Annotated in this window: 1 pseudogene; it reads left to right on the top strand. The window is 73.9% G+C overall.

Features of this window, described 5'->3' with window-relative positions:
• Positions 1–43: 43 nt before the first annotated feature.
• Positions 44–6,826, top strand: a pseudogene (locus OG711_RS36835) (thioester reductase domain-containing protein); the annotation flags it as partial.
• Positions 6,827–6,936 lie beyond the last annotated feature (110 nt).

The raw sequence follows: 6,936 nt of genomic DNA, 5'->3' as shown, positions 1-6,936 counted from the left end.
GGAGAGCGACCCCAAGGAGAGACGGACTCCCATGCCGAACGAAGAGAAGCTGGTCGAGTACCTCAAGTGGGTGACCGCCGATCTGCGGAAGTCCCGCCGGAGGGTCGCCGAACTGGAGGCGGAGCGGGCGGAGCCCGTCGCGATCGTCGGTATGGCCTGCCGTTTCCCCGGCGCGGCCGGTCCGGACGAGCTGTGGCGGCTCGCCCTGGACGGGGGCGACGCGATCTCCGGCTTCCCCACCGACCGGGGCTGGGATCTCGATGCCCTGTACGACCCCGATCCCACCGTTCCCGGCCGGATCTACATCCGGCACGGTGGATTCCTGGACACCGCGACCCGGTTCGACGCGGGCTTCTTCGGTATCCCGGCGCGTGAGGCGCTGGTGATGGACCCTCAGCAGCGGGTGCTGCTGGAGACCGCCTGGGAGGCTCTGGAGCACGCGGGCATCGATCCCGGTTCGCTCAAGGGGAGCAGCACCGGAGTCTTCGCCGGGCTGGTGGAGCAGAGCTATCTGGACCTGGAGTGCCCGGAGGAGTTCGAGGGCTACCAGGTCACGGGGAAGCTCAGTTCGATGGCGTCCGGCCGGATCTCGTATCTCCTGGGCCTGGAAGGGCCCTCTGTCTCCCTTGACACCGCCTGTTCGTCGTCGCTGGTGGCGCTGCACCTCGCGGTGCGGTCACTGAGGTCCGGGGAGTCGTCGCTGGCGCTCGCGGGGGCCTCGTACATCTGCGCCCACCCCAGCGGATATCTCGACGCGGCGCGGGCCCGCGCCCTCTCCCCCGACGGTCGCTGCAAACCCTTCTCGGCCGCCGCCGACGGCATCGGCTGGTCGGAGGGTGTGGGCCTGGTGGTGGTGGAGCGGCTTTCCGACGCCCGGCGGCTCGGCCACCAGGTCCTCGCGATGGTGCGCGGCAGCGCCGTCAACCAGGACGGCGCCTCCAACGGACTCACCGCCCCCAACGGCCCCGCCCAGGAACGCGTCATCCGCCAAGCACTCCACAACGCCAACCTCACACCCGCCGACATCGACGCCGTCGAAGCCCACGGCACCGGCACCCGACTCGGCGACCCCATCGAAGCCCAAGCACTCCTCGCCACCTACGGACAAGACCGCACGGGACACGAACCCCTCTACATCGGCTCACTCAAATCCAACATCGGCCATGCCCAGGCGGCGTCCGGGATCGGCGGGCTGATCAAGATGGTCCAAGCGCTCCGGCACGGAGAGCTGGCCGGGCTGTTGCATCTGGACGAACCGACCCCCTATGTGGACTGGTCGGCGGGGCGGGTCGAACTGCTCGCCGGGAACCGGCCGTGGCCCGGGACGGGCGCGCCCCGGCGCGGCGCGGTGTCCGCCTTCGGCGCCAGCGGCACCAACGCCCATGTCGTCCTGGAGCAGGCGCCCCCGGAGGACGAACCGTCCGGCGGCGCGGCGGATCCACCGGCCGCGACCGTGCCGTGGCTGCTGTCCGCGAGATCCCGCGGCGCCCTGCGCGCCCAGGCCCGACGGCTGCGTGACTTCGCCGCCGGGGCCGTCGCCCCCGCCACCGGTGACATCGCGTTCTCCCTGGCCACCACCCGTACGGCCATGGAACACCGTGCGGTGGTCATCGGCGGGAGCCGTGCGGAACTGCTCGCCGGGCTCGACGCCCTCGCCGAGGACGACATGTCCGCCAAGGACGCGTCGGCCGATCCCGGTACCGGTGGCGCACAGGTCGTCCAGGGAACGATCGTGGGCGACCCCGGGGAGCTGGGCAAAACCGTATTCGTCTTCCCCGGCCAGGGCGGCCAGTGGCCCGGGATGGCGCGGGAGTTGCTGGACACCTCCGAGGTCTTCGCGAGCGCGATCGAGCGGTGCGGTGACGCGCTGAAGCCGTATGTCCACTGGACCCTGCGGGATGTGCTGCGCGGCGACGCGGCGGGCGCGGCTTCGCTGGAGCGGCTCGATGTGGTCCAGCCCGCGTTGTTCGCGGTCATGGTCTCCCTCGCGGAGCTGTGGCGCTCCTACGGAGTGGAACCGGCGGCCGTGGTCGGGCACTCCCAGGGCGAGGTGGCCGCGGCCTGTGTGGCGGGGGGCCTCACCCTGGAGGACGCGGCGCGGGTCGTCGCCCTGCGCGGCGCCATCGTTCCGAAGCTCCAGGGGAGCGGTGGCATGGGAGCGGTCGGTCTGCCGCGCGCGGAGGTGGAGGAGCGGCTTGCGCCGTGGGCGGACCGGCTCTGGGTGGCGGTCGAGAACGGGCCCGGGTCCGTACTGGTCGCCGGTGACCGGGCGGCGCTCGGGGAGTTCATCGCCCGGTGCGCCGCGGACGGGGCGCGGACCAAGCGCTTCCCCACCGACTTCGCCTCCCACTCGCCGCTGGTGGAGCCGGTCAGGGACGAGTTGCTGGCGGCGCTGGCGCCGATCCGGCCGCGAACGGGGACCGTGCCGTTCTTCTCGACCGTGACCGGCGACCGGGTGGACACCGCCCGGCTGGACGCCGCGTACTGGTACGGCAATCTCCGCGGCCGGGTGGAGTTCGCCCGGACCGCCCGTGCGCTGGCGGACCAGGGTCATGGGATCTTCGTGGAGATCGGCCCGCATCCGGTGCTGACCTCCTCGCTCCAGGAGAACCTGGGCGACGGCGCCCTCGTCACGGGCACCCTCCGACGGGACGAGGGCGGCATCCGCCGCTTCCTCCGTTCCTGGAGCGATCTTCTGGTGCGCGGCGGCCAGGTCGACCGGTCGCGGCCGTTCCAGGGCACCGGCGCGCGCCGGGTGGAACTGCCCTCCTACGCCTTCCAGCGGGAGCGGTACTGGTACGCGGCGGGCTCCGGGTCCTCCGACGCCGCCGGTCTGGGTCTGGGCGGCGTCGATCATCCCTTGCTGGGCGCGGCGGTGACCGTGGCCGGTACCGGACAGACGCTCCTCACCGGCAGGCTGTCGGCGCACCGCCACCCCTGGGCCGCCGGGTACATGGTCGGCGGAGCCGCCGTACTGCCGTCGTCGGTCCTCGTGGAACTGGCGCTCCGGGCCGGGGACGAGGTCGGCTGCACCTCCGTGGACGAACTATCGGTGCTGGCTCCCTTGGTGGTGCCCGTCTCCGGCGGCGTCCAGCTCCAGGTCACCGTGGACGGACCGGACAGCGACGGGGTTCGTGCGCTCGCCGTGCACGCCCGCCCGGAGGAGGGCGAGGAGCCGTGGACGGAGATCGCCCGCGCCCGCCTGGCCGTACGGGGCCGGGGTGAGGCGTTCTCGCTGGAGCCGTGGCCGCCGGACGGCGCGCGGTCGGTGGACCTGGCCGAGGCTGGCGCCGACGCCGACGTGGGCCGTGACGTGGCCGACGCCGACGCCGACGACTGCGAAGGGGTCGGTTCGGCGGGCGGTGAGCGTGAGCGGGGTACGACGGCAACAGCGATGGCAGAGGCAATGGCGGCGTCAGCGGCACCGGAACCGGAACCGGGAAGCGCGCGGGGCGCGTCGGCGTCCCAGCGCGCCCCGCACTTCCCGTCGGTCACCGCCCTGTGGCGGGAGAACCCGGACGACGAGCGGGAGAACCCGGGCGACGGGCGGGAGAACCCGGGCGACGGGCGGGACCGCCCGGCCGTCAAGGGAGACCGCCCGGGTGTCAACGGAGTCCCGTCCTTCTGCGCGGTCGTGGCCCTGCCCGAGAAGGCCGTGGGCGAAGCCGCCGGCTTCGGCCTGCACCCGGCGCTGCTCGACGCGGTCGTCCAAGCCGCGCTGCTCACCGGGACCGCTCCGGGCGGGCTCTCCCCTACCGCTGTCGGCTGGGGCGGGGTGCGGCTGTACGCCACCGGGGCGACGGAGCTGCGGGTACGGCTGTCGCGTTCCGGCGACGGAACCTTGTCCGCCCGGCTCGCCGACCGGGCGGGGCGGCCGGTCGCCGAGATCGGCTCGCTCACCCTGGGCCCGGCCGACGGGGCGGGCATGAGGCGGTCGGATGTGTGGCGGTCGGGCTCCCGGCTCCGGGACTCCCTCTTCCACGAGCACTGGACCCCGATCGCCCTCACGCCGCCGCAGGAGCCCTGGCGTGTCCGCGAGGTGGACCCCGAGAACGCGGGTCGGTTCCGGGCCGGGGGCATCGACGCGGCCTTCGTCCGGCTCACCTCCCCGGAGGAGACCGGCCCGGTGGCCGCCGCCCATGGGGCCGCCCGGCGGATGCTCGCCGTGATCCGTGCCTGGCTGGCGGAGGACCGGTTCACCGGTACCCCGCTGATGGTGCTGACCCGGGGCGCGGTGGCGACCGTTCCCGGTGAGCCGGTGCCGGACCTGGGCGGTCGCGCCCTGTGGGGCCAGGTGCGCTCGGCGCAGTCGGAGCACCCCGGGCGGTTCGTCCTCGTGGACTGCGGCACGGAGGAGCCCGCACCCGCGCTGCTGGCGGCGGTCGCCGCCTCCGGCGAGACCCAGGTCGCTCTGCGGGCGGGCCGGGTGCTGCTGCCCAGGCTGCGCCGGGTGCCGCCGCCGGCCAACCGCGGCACTGCGCCCGGGTCGGCCGTGGACGGCACCCCGTCCGGGTCCTGGGACGCCCGGGGCACGGTGCTGATCACCGGCGGTACCGGCACACTGGGCGCGCTCTTCGCCCGGCATCTCGTCACCGTGCACGGTGTCACCCGGCTGCTGCTCACCAGCCGCCGCGGACCGGGCGCGCCGGGCGTCGCCACGCTCCGCGAGGAACTGGCGGCGCTGGGGGCCGAGGTGGACGTCGTCGCCTGTGACGCCACCGACCGCGACGCGCTGGCCCGGGTGCTGGCCGCGGTCCCGGCCGACCGTCCGCTGACGGGTGTGGTGCACGCGGCGGGCGCCCGGGACGACGGTCTGATCACCGGTGTGACCCCGGAACGGCTCCGGGAGGTGCTGCGGCCCAAGGTGGACGCGGCCTGGCATCTGCACGAACTCACCCGGGACCTGGGCCTCTCGGCGTTCGTCCTGTTCTCCTCCTTGGCGGGGACCGTCGGCGGCGCCGGACAGTCCTCCTACTCCGCCGCGAACACCTTTCTCGACGGTCTCGCCGCCCACCGGGCTGCCCTGGGCCTGCCCGCGACCTCCCTGGCCTGGGGGCTGTGGGCGGCCTCCGGGGCCACCGGTGAGCTGACTCAGGCGGATGTCGACCGCATCGCCCGCGCGGGCTATCCGCCGATCGCGTCGGAGCTCGGCCCGGCGCTGCTGGACCTGGCGCTGGGCCTGGACCGCCCCACCGCCGTGGCCGCGCCGCTGAACCACCGGGCGCTGCGGGAGCGTCCGGGTGAGCTGCCGGCGATCCTCGGCGACATCGTGCGGGTCCCGACCCGGCCCGCCGCCGTGAACGACGACGCGCTGGGCGGCTCCCTCGGCCTGGAGTTGAGCACGCTGTCCGAGGACGAGCGGCGCCGGCGCGTCCTGGACCTCGTACGGACGGAGGCGGGCACGGTACTCGGGCATCCCGACCCCGGGGCCATCCGTGACCAGCGTTCGTTCACCGAGCTGGGCTACGACTCGCTGAACGCGGTGGAACTCCGCAACCGTCTCGGGTTCCTGACCGGGCTGCGGCTTCCCACGACGCTGGTCTTCGACCATCCCACGGTGACCGCGCTGGCGGGATACCTCCTCACCGCGCTTCTGGCGGAGGGCGGCGCGGACGGTGCGCCGGTGGCCGACCCGGGGGTGGACTTCGCGGCGGAGACCGTGCTCGCCGACGACATCCGCCCGGCCGGTGAGGTCCACCGGGTCGCCACCGACCCCCGGACGGTGCTGCTCACCGGCGCCACCGGCTTCCTCGGGGCGTATCTGCTGCGCGATCTGATGCGGACCACCGGGGCCACCGTGCGCTGTCTGGTGCGCGCGGCCGACGGGACGGCGGGGCTGGAGCGGCTGCGGTCCAACCTGGAGTGGTACGGGCTGCTGGACCAGATCGATCCCGCCCGGCTCTCCGTGGTCGTCGGGGATCTCGCGCTGCCCGGACTCGGTCTTGCCCCCGGGCTCTTCGACGAACTGGCGCGCACGGTCGACTCGGTCTACCACGCGGGGGCCGCCGTCAACTGGGTCCAGCCCTACGCCACGGTCCGCGCCGCCAATGTGTCGGGCACCGAGGAGATCCTGCGGCTCGCCGCCCGGCACCGGACGGTACCCGTGCACCATGTCTCCACGCTGGGCGTCTACGCGGGACGGGAGAGCGACGGCAGCGCCATCAGGGTGTCGGACCCGGCCGGTCCTGGCGGGAGTCTGCCGACCGGCTACACCCAGAGCAAGTGGGTGGCCGAGCAGCTGGTCGAACTGGCCCGGGGCCGTGGGCTGCCGGTCTCCGTCTACCGGGTGGACCTGATCTCCGGCGACCACGGGACCGGCGCGTGCCAGACCCATGACTTCGTCTGGCTGACGCTGAAGGGGATCCTCCAGGCCGGTACGGTCCCCGAGGACATCCCCGTGCTGTTCCGGCTGATGCCCGTGGACTACGCCAGTGCGGCGATCGCGCACATCTCGCGGCGGACCGGGACGGACTTCCGGACCTTCCATGTCTGCGGTCGCACCGGTCTGACGCTCGGCACGATGACCGAGGAACTCCGCTCCCACGGCTACGACTTGGAGCAGCGGGACCGGACGGCGTGGCGCGCCGAGGTGGCGGCGGACCCCGGCAACGCGCTGGTTCCGCTGCTGGACGCCTTCGACGTGATGGCGGCCGACCCGGCGGGCTTCTATCCGCCGGTGGACGACACCGAGACCGTCGCGGCGCTCGACGGCAGCGGGATCGAGCTGCCCGAGGCGAGTCGCGCGTCGTTCCGCAGACATGTCGCGTTCTTCGTCCGCAAGGGGTACTTCCCGCCGCCGGACCGCCCGCGAGGGGAGTCCCGTTGAGCCCTGGGGCGGCGGCCCGTCACCGTCGCGGCGGCACCTCGTTGTGCATGGTCGACGGCCGCCTGGTCAGGGGGTGATGGCGGGCCCGAGCGGTCCCGGCCCACGACGGG

The organism is Streptomyces uncialis (assembly GCF_036250755.1).
Taxonomy (GTDB): domain Bacteria; phylum Actinomycetota; class Actinomycetes; order Streptomycetales; family Streptomycetaceae; genus Streptomyces; species Streptomyces uncialis.
The sequence above is the reverse complement of the archived record's forward strand: the minus strand, read 5'-3'. Positions and strand labels throughout refer to the sequence as shown.